The sequence below is a fragment of the Xanthobacter pollutisoli genome (genome assembly GCF_040044995.1).
Taxonomy (GTDB): domain Bacteria; phylum Pseudomonadota; class Alphaproteobacteria; order Rhizobiales; family Xanthobacteraceae; genus Xanthobacter.
This window is the reverse complement of record NZ_JBDZDP010000014.1, coordinates 105,695-120,480: the sequence shown is the minus strand read 5'-3', so window position 1 is coordinate 120,480 and position 14,786 is coordinate 105,695. Positions and strand designations below refer to the sequence as shown.

Sequence of the window (14,786 nt, the reverse complement as noted above, 5' to 3'; positions counted from 1 at the left end):
TCGCGCCACCCGACTCCGCAAGCACCTTCGTGATCGCAGCCGTCAGCGACGTCTTGCCGTGGTCAACGTGACCGATCGTGCCGATGTTGCAGTGCGGCTTCGAGCGGTTGAACTTCTCTTTGGCCATCTCTCTCTCTCAGTCGGTCGGCGTCCCGCACGGGCCGCGAAAAAAAGCCGCCGTGGGATAGGGGGTTTCCAGGGCGGATGCAAGAGGAGCCTCCCCGCGCGAGCGCAGGCTCGGGCGGCACTTGCGGGCACGGCCAAGGAGCGCCGGCCGAATGACAGCTCCCTGAAGGCGCGAATACCGCCATCAGGATCGGCCCGGGATCAGAAGGTGACCTCCACATAGAGCCCGTCGGCGGCGTCCTCGGCGGCGTCGAAGACCGCGGACGGCCGGGCGAAGTCGAGCTTCGCCTTGGCCGTGCGCATGGCGGCGGCCGAGCGGTCGCTGCGCAGCACGTTGCCGCCGCACTGCTGCAGCAGGCGATCGTACAGAGCCGGAAACGGCATGTTCCAGGCGCGCACCCGGCGGGCGAAGTCCTCCTGCACCGGCACCATCGCCACGAGGTCGGGACGGGTCATCTTCTCCAGCCCCTCGGCGCGCAGCGTCGCATTGTGGCTGCAGTGGTGCCCGACCTTGTAGAGCACGGTGCGCGCCAGCAGGCGGTCGCGGGTGACGGCCTGCCCCTGCGGCGCCGCCGGCGCGTGATAATCCCCCCATGACAGCCAGTTGCCCACCTGGGCATCGCCGGGAAACAGGAGCACGTCCCCCTCGGCCCCCTGCGCCATGCCGAAGGCGAAGGCGAGGGCGAGCGAGGTGTTGTTGGTGTCGGAATCGAGCCGCAGGGCCAGCGCCTCGAAGGCGCTCAGCCAGTCGCCGTCCACCCGTCGCCAGGCGGCATCGTCATCGCCATAGGTGGCGGCGAGCCCGGCGATCCACTCGGGCGCCGCGGCCGAGGGCTTGCGCCCGAGGGCGGAAAGATCGGTCCGGTGCTTGCGGTCGAAGGGCATGGCCGCCTCCACCGCCTCGGCATGGGCCTCGTCCGCGGTGAGCCCGGCCGCCAGGAAGCGGCGGTCCCCGTCAGCGCCGCCGGCGAACTCGTAGACCTCGCCGCCGCGCCGCGTCGGATCGCTGCGCCGCAGCAGCCGGCGGTCGCGCGGCGGACCGAGCACGTGGACGCAGAGGTCCTCCACCCCGGCCAGCTCCAGCGGCGCCTGTCCCGGCGACAGATAGCGCACGGTATCGGCCCGACCCTTCATGGCCTCGATGATGGTGCCGCTGCGGGCCTGTCCGGCGGCCGCGGCGCCGAAGAAGCCGATGACGCTCTCCAGAACCTCGCCATGGGCGATCCGCGGCGCCGCCGCCTCCAGCAGGGCGAGGGCAGCGCGGTGGGCGGCGCGCAGGGCGCGCGCGTCGCCGTCGTCGGGATCCTCGGTCCAGGCCAGCCAGAGCGTGTCGATCCGGATCTGGTCGAACAGGTCCGCAGCGTGCAGGAAGCCGCAGATGTGGTCCCAATGCTCGTGGGTGATGACCACCACGTCCAGATGGGAGCCACAGGCGCGGGCGATGTCGGCGACGATGGCCCGCATGTGGGCCACCTCGTCCTGCATGCCGAGGAACATGCCGCAATCCACCAGCACGAAGGCATCGCCCCCGCGCCGCCGGAACCGCAGCAGGAAGCAGTCGCCCAGCAGGCCGCGATACATGCGCACCTTCACCCGTGCGCCGGCGCTCCACGATTCCCCCGATCCCCAGCTGGGGCGCGGCCTAGAAGCCATGGCAACCTCCCCCGCCGCAGCGGTGCAGGAGCGCGAAGGGCTCGTCCTTCACGCGGTTCGACCGGTAGGCATTCTCCGCCGCCGCCGGATCGCCGAGGAGATAGGCGCGGTGGCGGGCGAGGCGGACGTCGTCGTCGATCCTCTTGCGCACGCAATAGCGCACCACGCCCCCCGGCGCGCCGTCGCCCGCCCCCGGCTCGATGACGAGGGTGCAGCCGCCGCGAAAGGCGAAATCGCCGGGATCGGACGATGGGGCCCCCTTGGCGGCATCCGCCTTGTCCTGGTCGGCGGGCGAAAAGTAGCCGGCCCGCCGCTGGGTAATCTCCACCACGATCTGGGTGAGGCTTTCCTGGTTCGGCCCGGTGCGCCGGGCGAGGCGGACCGCATGCACCTCCACCGTCGGGACCCCGTCGCGCCGCCGCACCGTGGCCGGCGTGTCCGGCCCGAGGGCAAGGCCCATTTCCGCCAGCTGCAGCAGGCCCTGGGGCGCGGCGAGGGTGTCGGAGCCCTCGCACAGGCTCATGAGCCAGGCGTGGATCCGCGCGGCATTGGCGGCGCTCTGCCGGGCGATGGCGCCGCGATCCTCGAGATAGCGAAGGTCAAGCTGGTCGAGGCAGGTCAGCTCGGGTGCGTTGTGCGGGGCATTCCAGATCAGGCTGTCGGCGGCGAGCGACCGGCAGTCGGCGGGGTAGATGCCGCGGCGGCGGAAGGCCTCGATCATGGAGATGCGGTAGGCGCGCGTGTCGTCGGCGATGAGGTCGGCATCGGCGGTGATGAGGGCGCGCAGGAACTCGCCGAAGGTGGGATCCACCGGGGGCATATAGTCGAGCGCGCGGATGCACATGCGCAGCACGTGGCTCGCCGCCTTGTTGGCCTCGGCGGTCAGCCGCCCCACCAGATCGGGATGCAGGTCCTGGTCGGGAAACTTGGCGCCGTCGCCGGTGACGAGGCGCAGCAGGTCGGCGATGCGGTTGCGGTAGATGGCGAGAAAGCCGTCGAACACCGCCGCCACCAGTATGGCGCCGCGGGCATGGGCCTCGGAGGTCCGTGCGTAGAGGGTCGGGTCCGGCGCCGCGCTGCCCGGCTGGGTGTCGATGGCGCTGCGCAGGGCGCCGTAGTGGCCGATGGCCTGGCCGAACTGCACGGCAAGCTCGCTGAGCAGCGTGCGCTGGCCGAGGTCGCCCCGCATCCGCGCGATCTGGTGCGACAGCGCCTCGGGCATGGTGAAGTGCTGGAACAGCGCGACGATGTCGGCGAAGGCCTCGTGGAAGGCCGGCGCGTCGGGATTGGAGGGCTCGATGTAACGCGGGTGCAGGCCATCGACGATGGCGTGGGTGGTCTCGTGGGCGACCACGTCGTTGGACAGGCACGTGAACACCATGCCGCCGGGCAGATTGCGCCCCGGCGCCTCCAGCGACGCCGGGAAGTAGCCGAACAGCAGGGCCTTCTTCGCCGGGCTGTAATAGGCATTGGCCTCGCGCAGGGCGTGGGGATAGATGCGCAGGCGCTTGACCGGCCTGAAGCCGCCGTCGAGGCCGCGCTGCGACCACAGGATCTTGCGGCCCAGCGCCTTCTCGAAATGGCCCACCGTGGTCATCGCCACCGCATAGACCATCTGCTGGTGGAACATGGGGTTGCCCTCGGAGGGCGGCAGGCCGTCCTGGGCGAGGAGCCAGGGATCGTCGAGGTCGACAGGCCGATAGACGGCGCCGCTCGCGGGATCGACGTCGATGACCTCGAAATATTCGCTCATGGGCCCCGCGCCGAGGTCACGCTCCCACGGCACCTTCACGACCGCCTCGTTGATGGCGGCGGTGGCAAGGTCGGCGCCGACGCTCGGGTCGAAGGCGTAGATCCTGAGCCGGCGGCTGGGCGGGGGCGCGTAGGGCCGCGTATCGGAGGAGTGCCGCTGGACCATGCCCGCCTCCTGTCAAATGCTGAAGGGCTTCTGGCGGAGGAAGGCGGGATTGGGCGCGCCGATGAACCACAGGTTCGGCGATTGGGCCGGCGGCATGCCCGCCACGATGCGCCGGTGGAACGCCTCATAGCCGCGCGCGAAGGAGCCCGAGTGCCAGACCTTCAGCAATTCCTCGGTGAAGCGGCCGTTGAACGGCCCGTCGGCCGAAGTCTGGTTGTCCTGGCAGCCGGACAGGAGCAGCACCGAGCATTGCAGCGGCGTCGCCAGCGCGCGCACCAGCCGGCCCTCATCGGCGTGGCGCACCGACCGGCTGATGCCGGCATAGAACGCACGGTGCGCCTCGAAGGTCTTCAGCGCCACCGGCAGGGGCAGCAGCCGCTGGGCGGGCGCATCGGGCGCCGCGGCGGCGAGGACAGGCGCCATGCGCGTCACCGATCCGCTGTGGCAGCTGTCGCTGACCACCACCACCCGCACCTCGGGCTTGAACGCGCACCACAGATCATAGACCTCGTCGTCCACCAGCATGCCGTCGAACAGGCAGAAGGTCTCGTCCATGCGGTCGGGCTCGTCGCCGTTGAGGTCCGGCACCTGGGCGCCGTGCCCGGCATAGGTGAACAGGAAGATGTCGCCCGGCGCGCAAGCGTCCGCCGCCGCGCGGATATGGTCGATGACCGCGCCCCGCGTCGCCTGGGCGCTCAGCAGCATGCGCGTCTCGAACCCGGCATTCTCGGCGATGGCGCGCATGGCCTCGGCATCCGCCTCGCACGCCGCGAGCAGGCCCGAGCTGCCCTGGTAGTGGGCGGGGTCGATGCTGTTCAGCCCCACATGGAGGGACAGGCCCTTGCGCCCGGTGTCGCCGGCCACATGGGGCTCAAGGACGGCGCGCGCCGCGGCCTCGGCGGCGACGGACTTGCGCGTCGCCGGCAGGGCCACCGCCCGATCGCGGGCCCGCGGCGGCGCGAGGCGCTGGATTTCCCGGCGGAACCGCGCGGCCACGTCGGCATAGCCGGGGTTCTGCGGATGCAGCTCGTCGTTCCAGCGATCGAGCTTCGGCCCGACCACGCCGCGCAGGTCGAGATAGCTGACGCGGGCGAAATGGGAGGTGAGGCGCTCAAGGCGCGCATTGAAGCGGTCCACCATGACCGCCACGATCCGCGCCTGGAAGGCAGGATCGGTGATGCCGCGCTCCAGCATGGGGCGGCCCAGCCACCGGCCGCCATTGGGCAGCGCCCGGTCGTAGCCGTGGCAGATGGTGTGCACGCCGCCGGGCAGCTTCTCCACATCGCGCAGGATGCGGTCATAGAGCGCGATGGCATGGTCCAGCAGGGCGTCGAAACTCGGCAGCAGGTGCTGCTCGGGCGAGCGGGCGGGATCGTAGGGCAGAAGGTGCGCCTTCAGATTGCCGCCGCCCAGCACGTCATTGCCGCCGGCGGAAAACAGGAAGATGGAGGCGCCGGTGGATTTCAGGCTGGTGAGATATTCGCCCTGGTCCACCATCTGCTGGAGGGTGTCGCCGGCGGCATCGAGGCTGAGGATGGCGTAGTCCTGCGCCAGATTGTCGATCACGTCCCACAGCAGCACCGGATATTGGAACCAGCTGTCGCCTTCCGAGACGATCACCGGCCCGTCGTAGCCGCCCGCCATCCGCCGCTCGAAGGCCATGCGGCGCTTCATCCGCTCCACCCAGTTGAGGCTGGCGAGGGCGATGTCGCCGCGGGCACGCGCCTCGGCGGTGGCCGGCATGTCCACGGTCGCGGGATTGGGGGCAAGCACCGGCCCGAAGGGCTGCGAGCGTGTCTCGTCCACCACCAGATAAGGCCGGAGCGCCTCCGGGGGCGTCGCCGGATCGGCGATCATCTGCTCCAGCTGGCCGAGGCTGATCCGCCCCGGCGGCACGACGATCCCCGCCGGACGGGCACCGCCCGCCGTCTTGCGGGCACCGGCGGCGGGACGGGCCTTCGCCGTCGTCTTCGGCGGCAGCGTCTTGGCGCTGGTCATTTTAGGGCTGGTCGTCTTGAGGCTGGCCGTCTTGGGGCTCGCCGTCTTGACGCTCGCGGTCTTGGGGCTCGCGGTCTTGGGGCTCGCGGTCTTGGGGCTCGATGCCTTGGACGCGACGCGCGACGCCGTCGCGCTCTTGGCCGCCGTGCCTTTTGGCGCCACGGCTTTGGCGCGGGCGGGCTTCGACGGCACCTTGATGGATTTCGTGGCCATGCTGCTTCTCCCCCTGCCTGCCCGAGCGGCCGAGCGCCCGCGCCGAACGGACTGCGGTTCCCGGGTTCGCAAACGTGTTCGCATGCCGTCCTTCACGCACGATGGATCGATCCGACCGAACGTCCGGAAGGTCACGCGGCGTAGTTCATCTGGTCTTTCGTGAATCGTCTGCTGGATAAGCGCGATCCAGAACGTACGGATTACGTCAGATCGTCTTCGATCTGCCCAACGTCGACCTAGTCGTTCGGCCGAAGAAGAACGATTCTTTTGAACAACGAATTCTGCAATAGAATAATATTATCCGAGATACCAAACTGGACATGCAGATTTACGCTCGAGCGTCCAGGATTCAGGCAAATAGAAATCTCAAATCCCGCATGGGAGCCTATACAGGCACGTGCCGGGCAACATCCCTAATTTGGGGGAAGCGGTGCTTTGGTTCGAGGCCGGTGGCAGGGGGCTCGGCCTAGGTGCCGAACACCCCTGCCTTGGGTTCGCGCCGGCCGATGCTCTTGACGACGTCGCCCCCCGCCTCGCCCTTCCACACCTGGATCTTGCGGTAGATCGTGGAGGGGCTCACCTCCAGAAGAGCGGCGGCGCGGGGCACGTCGTTCTCGGTTGCCTCCAGGGCGGCGAGGATGGCGTCCTTCTCCAGCTGCCACAAAGGCTTGATGCGGGTGTCGGCGATCGCGGCCGGCACCGGGGGCAGCACATTGCGCAGCTGCGACGTGCCCTCCATGGCGCCCACCGGATAGAGCGGCCGCGGTAGCATGTCGGCAGTCACCGTCTCGCCATCGTGGAGGATCACCACATTGCGCAGGACGTTCAGCAGCTGGCGCACGTTGCCCGGCCAGTCATACGTCCGGAAGATCGCCTCCACCTCCGGAGCAAGCGTCTTGAACTGGCGCCGCTCCTCCGCGGCCACTTCCTGAAGGTGGTGGCGGGCGATCAGCAGCACGTCGTCGCCCCGCTCGCGCAGCGGCGGCAGATGCACCGGCACCACATAGAGCCGATAGAACAGATCCTCGCGGAATCGCCCGGCCGCCACCTCAGCCTGGGGATCGCGATTGGTCGCCGCGATGAAGCGCACGTCCACGTTCTGGCCCCGGCTGGCACCCACCGGCTGGGCGACGCCGGTCTGCAGAAAGCGCAGCAGCTTGGCCTGAAGGTCGTAGGGCATCTCCCCGATCTCGTCGAGGAAGAGGGTGCCGCCGTTCGCTTGCTGCGCGGCGCCGATCCGGTCGGCGGTGGCGCCGGTGAAGGCGCCTTTCACGTGGCCGAAGATCTCGCTTTCCAGCAGTTCCTTGGGGATCGCCGCGCAATTGAGCGTGACGAAGGGCGCGCTGCGCCGCGGCCCGGACAGATGGATCGCCTCGGCCGCCAGCTCCTTGCCGGTGCCGCTCTCGCCGGTGATGAAGACGCTGGCCTTGCTTGGCCCCACCGTCTCGATGATGCGGTAGACCGCACGCATCTCGTCGCACGCGCCGATGAAGCGGTGGAACTTCTCGCGGTCGAGAAATTGCTGGTAGCGGGCGATCTCTCGGCCGAGCTGTCGGCGCTCGGCGGCGTTGCGGAGCGTCACTTCGAGGCGCTCGGCGTTGAACGGCTTGACCAGGAAATCGAAAGCGCCGGCGCGCATGGCTTCTACCGCCGTGCCGATGGAGCCGTTCGCCGTCACCACGATCACGGCGATGGACGAGTCCTTGGCGTGGACCTCGCGCAGCACGTCGAGGCCGTTCATGTCCGGCAGCTGGAGGTCGAGAAGGATCACGTCGGGCCGCTCGGTCTCCAGCGCGGCGAGCGCGGCGGCGCCCAGCTCCACGTGGCGCACGTCGTAGGGCATGTTCGCAAGGTACATCAGGTAGAGCCGCGCGATCGGCACGGTGTCCTCCACCAGGAGGACCTTCTGCCGTCCCGCCCCCTCGCGTTCCTGGGCCATCCTGCGCACTCCGGTGCCCCCGGCACCGAGTTGCAATCCAGCCGGGAGCCCGGTGATCTTACGTCACGGCCGATGGCGCGCAAACGTCAATCCATGTGGGCGATACCCCGCTTGAATGTCCACAGGACGAAGACCGGCACCGCCACCACATGGACGATGACCATGGACCAGGCCACACCGATGAGGCCGAAGGGTGCGGCCGCGGCCATGCCGAGGCCCAGCAGCACGGTGAGCACGACGTTCCATGCAAGGTCCGCCCCAGGCCGCCCTGCGGCGCGCAGGATCTGCGAGCAGGCGTCCGACAGCGCCCGCGGCATGGCCGAGAGGCAAAGCACCATCACCACCGGCACCGCCGAGGCCCATTCGGTGCCGAACAGGATGGGCACGTAGAACGGTACCGCCAGCGCCTGGGCCAGGATGATGAGCGGCACCGTCAGCGCCACACTGCGCAGCGTGCTGCGGGCGTGGGCGCGGAACACGCCGGAGCCGGCCCGCGTGTCGCACAGATGCGGCAGCAACGCCACGGACAGAGCCCCGAGAATGGATTGCGAGATTCCGAGACCCGCATTGAAGGAGAAATAGTAGATGCCCAAGGTTTGGACGCCGAACATCAGGCCGATGAGTGGTTTGTCCAGCGTCACCCGCAACGTCTTCAGGACTTCGACGCCGAATACCCGCCAGCTGTAGTCCAGGACGGACTGCCAGCCGGCCCACCCGCTCTCCCGCGTCGGCGCCCAGGGGCGTGCGGCGCGATAGGCCAGAACCCACAGGAGCGTAGAGGCGAAGCGCGGCACGATCACCGACCAGACGCCGAACCCGGCGATCGCCAGCGCCGCTGTCGCGATGTTGTCCACGAGCAGGGTGGAGCCGCCGATCAACCCCGTCAGCCGCAGGCCGTTGGCCCGCTGGACCAGGAAGACCGACACCATCGACCAGGGAAACATAAGGTGGAGGAAGGCGAGGCTGAAGATCATCCAGCCCAGCTCGGGTGAGCCGGCCGCCAGGGCGATGGGATAGGCCAGGGCGGACTGGATCACGAACAGCGCGCTGGCGAAGATCCAGTTCAGGCGGTTCGCCACCGTGCAGACCTGCTGCAGTTCCTGCGGCAGCGCCTGAATGATCTTGATGCCGAGGCCGGCCGAACCGAGGGCGCGCACCAGATCGTGCGTTGTCAGGGCGGTGGCCACAATGCCGAAATCCTCCGGCAGGAACACGCGCGCCAGCGCAATCGCTGTGACGAGGCGCGACACCCGGCCCATGGCCTCGGACACCCCGAGCCATCCCAGATTCCGGAACAGGCGCCCCGCCCGGCGCGGGACGCGGACACCAGCGGTGGCTGAAGCGGTGCTCATCACATGGCTTTCAAAAGGAGCGCGATCAGGCCGCGGCGCGGCGCGACAGACCGCCGTCGGCGCGGGGTGCAAGGTCGAAGAGGTCGTCGGCCTGCACGAGCTCGAGGAAGGCACCGAGCGCCGGCCCGACATTCTCAAGCCGGAACGCGCGGCCGGCCGCGAGGCGCGCGCGGCGCGCGGCCAGGAGCTCCGACAACAAACAGGCGTCCGGCGCAACCACTCCGGCGACGTCCATCGCCTCGCCATCGGCGCTAAAGGAATGGAGCCCGCCCCGACGCGCCCGCTGCGGCGCGGTGGGTGCGGGCTGGGGCTGAGGACTGCCGGCTCCCTCCTCGGGACGGACACGGATTGCGGTGCACATTCTGGTCATGGCGGTTCCTGATCGGTCAGTCATTCCCGCTGCGATTGGCAAGAGCCGTGCCATTCAGCCCGGGAAACCCGTCATCCGCTTCAGAACGTCGAACAGATGCTCTTCCGAATAGAGGTCGATGCCCAGCGCCGACTTCAGGAGATAGATCGAGAAGGCCAGCCCCACGACAGCGAACAGGAGAAGAAGAGCGAGCGCCGCCACGGCCAGCGCCAGCCGCACGCGGAAGCCGGCGCGCGCCTGCTGCGAGGCGACCGCCTGGCGCACCGCCCGCCGGCGGTCTTCCCCGATCAGAAGCACCACGTAGTAACGGCGGAACGGCCCGCGCAGGAGGAAGCGCCAGTCCACCATATGGCGCTTCTGGGAGCGCGTGATGCCGAGCGCCTGAACGATCGCATCCATCTGCTTCTGCGTCAGCGAATTCTGGATGTCGCGCGGAATCGCATTGATGACGTTCTGCGCGAACGGGTCGGATTCAATATCTGCCAAGGGTCCACGCTCCCGCACCGGCCGGCCGGCGACATCCACATCCTAATTCACGCCGCCGCGTCCCGTGAGCCGGGCCAGTTCGCGCAAACTGCGGCTGGGCCGCACGCTCATTCGCAAATTGCATCCGTGAATGCGAACGGTCGACAAAAACACCCGAAGACCACCACGTCTAATGCCATCTAACGGCAAATAATACCTCACTTCTTCTGGCACGTCGCTTGCGGAAACGCCGAACACTTCATCCAGAAGAAGAGTTTTACCATGACCACGCTCATCTCGGGATCGGACCGCATCGCGCCCGCGCCGTTCTTCGTCCCGGCCGCGACCCGGCGCATCTCCCTGCGCCTCTTCGACATCGGCCTCGCCCTGCTGCTGGTGGCGATCACCGCGCCCCTCATGGCCCTTCTCGCCTTTCGCAGCCTCGCCACCCGCGGGCGCGTGCTGCGGCGCGAGCGCCTGCTTGGCAAGGGCGGCGCCATGATCCACCGCCATGCCTTTGCCGCGCGAGGGCCTGGCCGTGCGCTGCCGGCGCTCTTTGACATCCTCGCCGGGCGCCTCGGATTCGTCGGTCCGCGGGCGCTGGCACCGGCGCGGCTCCCCGCCCTGCCCTTCGTCGCGCGCGGCCGCTTCGCGGTGCGTCCGGGTCTCGTCTCCATCCGCGACGTGCGCCAGCACGCCGGCCTTGCCTACGTGGTGGACGATGCTTTGGATCTTGAGGAGATCCCGCGGCTTGGGGCGCTCTACAGCATCGGCCTGATGCTGCGCCTCGGCGCCGCCGCGCTGATGGGCGGCACCGCCACGGCCAGCTCCGGCACTCGGGTGACGCTGTTCGGCGTGGGCGTGGCGAACATGACCATGGCCGAAGCGGTGGGCTGGATCCTGCGGCGTGCCTCCGGGAGCGCGCCGACGAACCTGTGCTTCGTCAACGCCGACTGCTTCAACCATGCGGCCAAAGACGCGCACTACCGCGCCGTGCTCAATGCGGCCGACTGCGTGCTGCCCGACGGCGCCGGCGTCGCCATGGCCGGCAAGATCCTCGGCACGCCCTTCGCCGAGAATGTGAACGGAACCGACCTGTTCCCGCGGCTGTGCGAGGCGCTCGCCGGCACCGGACACAGCATCTTCCTACTCGGCGCCCAGCCCGGCGTGGCGGAAACCGTCGCCCGCAACATGACCGAGCGCATTCGGGGCCTGCGCATTGCCGGCACCCGGCACGGCTATTTCTCCCCCGAGGAGGAAGACAGCGTGCTGGACGAGATCAACGCCTCCGGCGCCTCGATCCTGCTGGTGGCCATGGGTGCGCCGCGCCAGGAGAAGTGGCTCTCGCGCCACCACCACCGCCTCACCCCGGCGGTGCGCATGGGGGTGGGCGGGCTCTTCGACTTCTATTCCGAGCGCGTGAGCCGCGCGCCGCTCTGGGTGCGCGAGGTGCGCCTGGAATGGGTGTGGCGGCTGATCCAGGAGCCGCGCCGCATGTGGCGCCGCTACCTCCTCGGCAACGGTGTCTTCCTGCTGCGCCTCGCCCGCGACGTGGCATCCATGCGCCTCGGCGTCGCCCTGCGGGCCTAGGTCCCGGCGCGACCGCCACCGTCAGCTCCCTCCCGCCGCTGCTGGATTTCGCAACATGAGCAAGATCTTCCTCTCGGGCTTCTACGGCATGCGCAACACCGGCGACGATGCGCTGCTGGCAGTCAGCGCCTGGGGCGCGCAGACCTATCTCGACGCCGACTCCTGCCGGGTGACGGCGGGCGAACTGCCGCGGCTGCCGGGGCTCGCGCAGCTGAGCCCCATCTTCCGCCCCGCGCCCGCCGCCCACGACCATGACCGCGGCGTGCGCATGGAACGGCGGCTGCGCAGCTTTGGCGCCGCCCTGGGCACGCGGCGGGTGCTGTTCGGTGGCGGCTCAGTCTTCCACACCCACGGCGATCTGCGCGACAAGCTCATCGTCACGCGGTGCTCGGGGGGAAGTGGCCATCTCGCCCTGGGCGTCGGCGTCGGGCCGTTCCGCGACACCCGGGCCGAGCGCACCTGCGCCGAGCTGTTCAAGCGCTTCGCCTTCATCGGAACGCGCGATGCCGAAAGCCTCGAGATCGCCCGGACCCTCGCCCCCGACACGCCGTCCGCCCAGACCTTCGACCTCGCGCCGCTCTTGGGCGAGGCGCTGAACGTGGCGCCGGATACGGCGCGCGGCACGCGGCGCGGCATCGGCATCGCCCTGTGCAAGGACGAACACGCCAGCGACCGGGATGCCCGGGTGGTGGACAGCATCGCCCGCGCCATCGGCCGCGATGCCGGCGCGATCGACGAGATCGTGCTCATCGACTTCAATGGGCATGAGCGCCTCGGCGATCACCCACTCCACCGAGCCCTCGCAGAACGCATCGCATCGTCGGTGCCCATTCGCCATTTGCCGTACGATCCCAACCCCGCGGCGGTGCTCAAGACCATCGGGCGGCTGCGCGGCATGGTGGCCATGCGTCTCCATGCGGCGGTCTTCGCCTATCTGGCGCGGACGCCCACCGTCCTCCTCTCATACCACCCCAAATGCATGGGCTGGGCGCGGGACGCGCGGCTGCCCGCGGCGGTGGTGCTGGATCGGCCCGACCCTGCCCCCGAAGCGCTTTACGCCGCGCTGGAAGCCGCACTGACGGGTGGCGGCAAGCCGGGCCTCGCCCTGCCAAGCGCCATCGCCGCTGCGCGCCAGAACTGGCTCCTGGCTGCGCGCGCCGTGACCGGGGTCGGCACCGTCAGGCAGGCCGTGCGCGCGGCGTTGTAGGCCCGCACCTCTTCAGACCTCCCGGCGCCGCCCCCTCGCCGGGATGTGTCCGCGCCGCTGTGGTGCCGGTTCCTCCGGGGCCCCGCAGCGGCGCGGTTCTTTTTCGGCAGGACCGCACCTGAAGGAACGCTTGGCACGCCGCTTGCGCTGGGAAGCTCGTCGCCCAGCCACGAAGGGTCTCATCACCCGGCAAACCCACGGTCTTTCATCATGACTCCGAGCCCGATCTCCCGTCACTCGCAAATTGCATCGCAGCTTGAGGCGCGATTTTCGCCGCAGGCCATCGCCACCAGCCGGCGCAGGGCGGCACGGGTGCGCCGCTACTGGACCTGGCGGCGCGAGGTCGGCGGTCGCGCCAAGCGCGTCCTGGACATCGGCGTCTCGGCCGGCCTGCTCGTCGCCGGCCTGCCGTTCTTCGCCGCGCTTGCCGTGGTCATCAAGGCCGATTCCTCCGGCCCGGTGCTGTTCCGCCAGACCCGCATCGGACGCGGCGGGCAGCCGTTCGGCATGTGGAAGTTCCGCTCCATGCATGTGGATGCCGAGCGCCGCCGCGCCGAGCTCGCGACCCAGAATGAATCGGCCGGCGGCGTGCTGTTCAAGATGCGTCACGACCCGCGCGTAACTCGGGTCGGCCGCTTCATCCGCCGCGCCTCCATCGACGAGCTGCCGCAGCTGTGGAACGTGCTGAAGGGCGACATGTCCCTCGTGGGCCCGCGCCCGCCGCTCGCCGCCGAAGTGAAGTCCTACGGCCAGCGCGAGCTGAGACGTCTCGACGTGGTGCCGGGCATCACCTGCCTCTGGCAGATCTCGGGGCGATCCGACCTGTCGTTTCCCCAGCAGATCGAGCTCGATCTCGCTTACATCAACCGCCAGACCTTCAAGGCCGACGTCGCGATCCTCGCGCGCACCATCCCCGCGGTCGTGACCGCACGGGGGGCGTACTGAACTCGCCGAACAGCCTCAGGCATTGGGAAATAGCGCCATGAAAGCCATCGTCTATTGGGATCGCCGCGGCCATGACCTGGCGCCGCTCACCGATCATCTTGCGGTTTGCCTCCATCCCATCGCCGGGCGCGCCCTGATCGCCCTGGCGCTGGACCTCCTCGCCGACCTGCGCATCCGCGACGTGGCCATCGCCTCGTGGACCCGGGACGACAGCGTCGCGGCCGCACTCGGCAACGGCGCGCCCTGGGGGATGGAGCTGCGCCAGCTCCAGCTGAACTACCACACCAATGAAGTCGACGTCTGGCTGGAGGGCACGCAGGACGACGTGCTGGTGGTGCGCGGCGACGCGCTGATCTCGCCGGTCCTCGAAGCGTTCATCGCCCGCACCGGCGACCTGTCGGGCAGCTTCATCCATGGCCTGCTCGACGGCCACCCGGTGCTGGCGCTCGCCCGGCCGTGGGCCGACGGCTCCTGGCACTTTCCGGTGGAGCCGTTCGGCGGCCGCGACCGGCCGAGCCCTGTGGCGCGCAGCGTGACCCTCGATGGCGATGCCTCGCTCATGGAGAGTCTCGCCGCCTACCACGCGGCGCATCTGCGGGTGGTCCGCGGCCAGTTCGCGGGCCGCAAGCCCTTCGGCCGCGAGCAGGACCACGCCGTCGTCGGCGCCCGCGCGCGGATCGCCGCCAGCGTGCAGGCGCGTGGCTCCGCCCATGTCGGCGCCGGCAGCGCCCTGCGCGAAGGCGTGGTGCTGGACGGGTCGGTCGCCATCGGCGAGCGCTCGGTCATCGACGCTGACACCACCATCAGCGACAGCGTGATCCTGCCGGACACTTATGTGGGCCGCCACCTGCGGCTCAGGAATGCGATCGTCGCGGGCAACATCCTGATCCGCGTCGACACCGGCGCCGTGCTGCGCCTGGAGGACGACTTCATACTCGCGCCGCTCCGCCCCAAGAGCTGACCGCAACCGAGCCGACCGACGATCCGGATGGATCGTCCAATCACCAAGG

General features: G+C 69.5%; 12 protein-coding genes. 4 read left to right on the top strand and 8 right to left on the bottom strand.

All coding sequences use genetic code 11. The features are described from left to right. The 8 genes from ABLE93_RS20845 to ABLE93_RS20810 form a co-directional block, all read right to left on the bottom strand. A partial coding sequence (locus tag ABLE93_RS20845) for a GTP-binding protein (protein WP_250152467.1) occupies positions 1 to 127 on the bottom strand: 127 nt, incomplete at its 3' end. 200 nt (positions 128 to 327) lie between these two features. Then, complete coding sequence (locus ABLE93_RS20840; protein WP_348841748.1) at positions 328 to 1,779, bottom strand: MBL fold metallo-hydrolase; 1,452 nt, start codon at positions 1,777 to 1,779, stop codon at positions 328 to 330. Beyond that, entirely contained in the window at positions 1,769 to 3,697 is a 1,929-nt protein-coding gene (locus tag ABLE93_RS20835) for a gluzincin family metallopeptidase (RefSeq protein WP_348841747.1), read from the bottom strand. Before ABLE93_RS20835 ends, ABLE93_RS20840 begins: the two co-directional genes overlap by 11 nt. A 12-nt stretch (positions 3,698 to 3,709) precedes the next feature. Further along, a complete protein-coding gene (locus ABLE93_RS20830; RefSeq protein WP_348841746.1) occupies positions 3,710 to 5,908 on the bottom strand; it encodes a caspase family protein in 2,199 nt (732 codons plus the stop codon). Between the two features lie 466 nt (positions 5,909 to 6,374). Then, positions 6,375 to 7,847, bottom strand: coding sequence for a sigma-54-dependent transcriptional regulator (locus ABLE93_RS20825; RefSeq protein WP_348841745.1), 1,473 nt, complete (start codon positions 7,845 to 7,847; stop codon positions 6,375 to 6,377). An 86-nt stretch (positions 7,848 to 7,933) separates the two neighbouring features. Further along, positions 7,934 to 9,199 (bottom strand): oligosaccharide flippase family protein, encoded by a 1,266-nt coding sequence (locus ABLE93_RS20820; RefSeq protein ID WP_348841744.1) that lies wholly within the window; start codon positions 9,197 to 9,199, stop codon positions 7,934 to 7,936. Between the two features lie 25 nt (positions 9,200 to 9,224). Continuing rightward, a complete protein-coding gene (locus ABLE93_RS20815; protein ID WP_348841743.1) occupies positions 9,225 to 9,434 on the bottom strand; it encodes a hypothetical protein in 210 nt (69 codons plus the stop codon). A 189-nt stretch (positions 9,435 to 9,623) separates the two neighbouring features. Next, positions 9,624 to 10,055: a hypothetical protein gene (locus ABLE93_RS20810; RefSeq protein WP_348841742.1), complete on the bottom strand. Its 432-nt coding sequence runs from the start codon at positions 10,053 to 10,055 to the stop codon at positions 9,624 to 9,626. Between the two features lie 261 nt (positions 10,056 to 10,316). Between ABLE93_RS20810 and ABLE93_RS20805 the strand changes: the two genes are divergently transcribed. The 4 genes from ABLE93_RS20805 to ABLE93_RS20790 all read left to right on the top strand — a co-directional run bounded on the left by ABLE93_RS20805 (position 10,317) and on the right by ABLE93_RS20790 (position 14,737). After that, positions 10,317 to 11,624: a WecB/TagA/CpsF family glycosyltransferase gene (locus ABLE93_RS20805; protein ID WP_348841741.1), complete on the top strand. Its 1,308-nt coding sequence runs from the start codon at positions 10,317 to 10,319 to the stop codon at positions 11,622 to 11,624. Between the two features lie 55 nt (positions 11,625 to 11,679). Further along, positions 11,680 to 12,831, top strand: a complete 1,152-nt coding sequence (locus ABLE93_RS20800; protein ID WP_348841740.1) for a polysaccharide pyruvyl transferase family protein — start codon at positions 11,680 to 11,682, stop codon at positions 12,829 to 12,831. A gap of 210 nt (positions 12,832 to 13,041) precedes the next feature. Continuing rightward, the gene (locus tag ABLE93_RS20795) at positions 13,042 to 13,776 is read left to right on the top strand and encodes a sugar transferase (RefSeq protein WP_348841739.1); all 735 of its coding nucleotides are present in this window, start codon (positions 13,042 to 13,044) and stop codon (positions 13,774 to 13,776) included. Between the two features lie 37 nt (positions 13,777 to 13,813). Next, positions 13,814 to 14,737 carry a GlgC family sugar phosphate nucleotidyltransferase gene (locus ABLE93_RS20790; protein ID WP_348841738.1) on the top strand — a complete coding sequence of 308 codons (924 nt, stop codon included), beginning with the start codon at positions 13,814 to 13,816 and terminating at the stop codon, positions 14,735 to 14,737. Positions 14,738 to 14,786: the final 49 nt, after the last annotated feature.

Bases quoted from the DNA above. Each gene is read 5' to 3' on its own strand.
- ABLE93_RS20840 (WP_348841748.1), bottom strand. From the start codon at position 1,779: ATGGCTTCTAGGCCGCGCCCCAGCTGGGGATCGGGGGAATCGTGGAGC.
- ABLE93_RS20835 (WP_348841747.1), bottom strand. From the start codon at position 3,697: ATGGTCCAGCGGCACTCCTCCGATACGCGGCCCTACGCGCCCCCGCCC.
- ABLE93_RS20830 (WP_348841746.1), bottom strand. From the start codon at position 5,908: ATGGCCACGAAATCCATCAAGGTGCCGTCGAAGCCCGCCCGCGCCAAA.
- ABLE93_RS20825 (WP_348841745.1), bottom strand. From the start codon at position 7,847: ATGGCCCAGGAACGCGAGGGGGCGGGACGGCAGAAGGTCCTCCTGGTG.
- ABLE93_RS20820 (WP_348841744.1), bottom strand. From the start codon at position 9,199: ATGAGCACCGCTTCAGCCACCGCTGGTGTCCGCGTCCCGCGCCGGGCG.
- ABLE93_RS20815 (WP_348841743.1), bottom strand. From the start codon at position 9,434: ATGGACGTCGCCGGAGTGGTTGCGCCGGACGCCTGTTTGTTGTCGGAG.
- ABLE93_RS20805 (WP_348841741.1), top strand. From the start codon at position 10,317: ATGACCACGCTCATCTCGGGATCGGACCGCATCGCGCCCGCGCCGTTC.
- ABLE93_RS20800 (WP_348841740.1), top strand. From the start codon at position 11,680: ATGAGCAAGATCTTCCTCTCGGGCTTCTACGGCATGCGCAACACCGGC.
- ABLE93_RS20795 (WP_348841739.1), top strand. From the start codon at position 13,042: ATGACTCCGAGCCCGATCTCCCGTCACTCGCAAATTGCATCGCAGCTT.
- ABLE93_RS20790 (WP_348841738.1), top strand. From the start codon at position 13,814: ATGAAAGCCATCGTCTATTGGGATCGCCGCGGCCATGACCTGGCGCCG.